Raw genomic sequence first — 787 nt, 5'->3', positions numbered from 1 at the left:
CAAGCACTGTGGATGTAGCAAATCAGCTCAGCTTAATCCCTGAACCTAGCGAAATTGAACAAGCGTTATCAAACATCGATCCAGACGACTTAACACCTCGTCAAGCCCTTGAAGAGCTGTATCGTTTGAAGAAAATGCTTTAACGAGAATATCTAATCTCCCCTAAAACAGAAAAGGGCTATGGTTATCCATAGCCCTTTGTGTTTCGAGAAAGCTTAGTATTAATCGTCTTCGACGTTAAACAAGTTTTCCATATTTAGGCCTTGTTTAATTAGGATTTCACGAAGTCGACGTAAACCCTCCACTTGAATTTGACGTACACGCTCACGGGTAAGACCAATCTCTCGTCCCACTTCTTCAAGCGTAGACGGCTCATAGCCAAGCAAACCAAAACGGCGTGCAAGCACTTCTTTTTGTTTTGGATTCAACTCTTCCAACCAATGGATCAAAGACGATTTGATGTCATCATCTTGAGTCGACACTTCTGGATCAGAGTTATTTGCGTCAGGAATAATATCCAGAAGCGCTTTTTCACCGTCACCACCAATTGGGGTATCAACGGAGCTAATACGCTCGTTAAGACGCAGCATTTTGCTGACATCTTCTACTGGTATATCTAATTGAGCAGCAATTTCTTCTGCAGTTGGTTCATGATCGAGCTTTTGAGAAAGTTCACGCGCAGTACGCAGATAAATGTTCAGCTCTTTCACGACATGAATAGGCAAGCGAATGGTGCGAGTTTGGTTCATCAACGCACGTTCGATCGTTTGACGGATCCACCATGTTG

1 protein-coding gene is annotated in these 787 nt (G+C 43.2%); it reads right to left on the bottom strand.

Annotation, left to right across the window (positions count from 1 at the left end; translation table 11 throughout):
- Positions 1-221: 221 nt before the first annotated feature.
- The coding region (locus tag R8N49_RS26455) for a sigma-70 family RNA polymerase sigma factor (RefSeq protein WP_318190360.1) at positions 222-787 on the bottom strand (566 nt) is incomplete at its 5' end.

The sequence above is a fragment of the Vibrio sp. 1978 genome (assembly GCF_033344345.1).
This window is presented reverse-complemented; position numbering and strand designations above follow the sequence as displayed.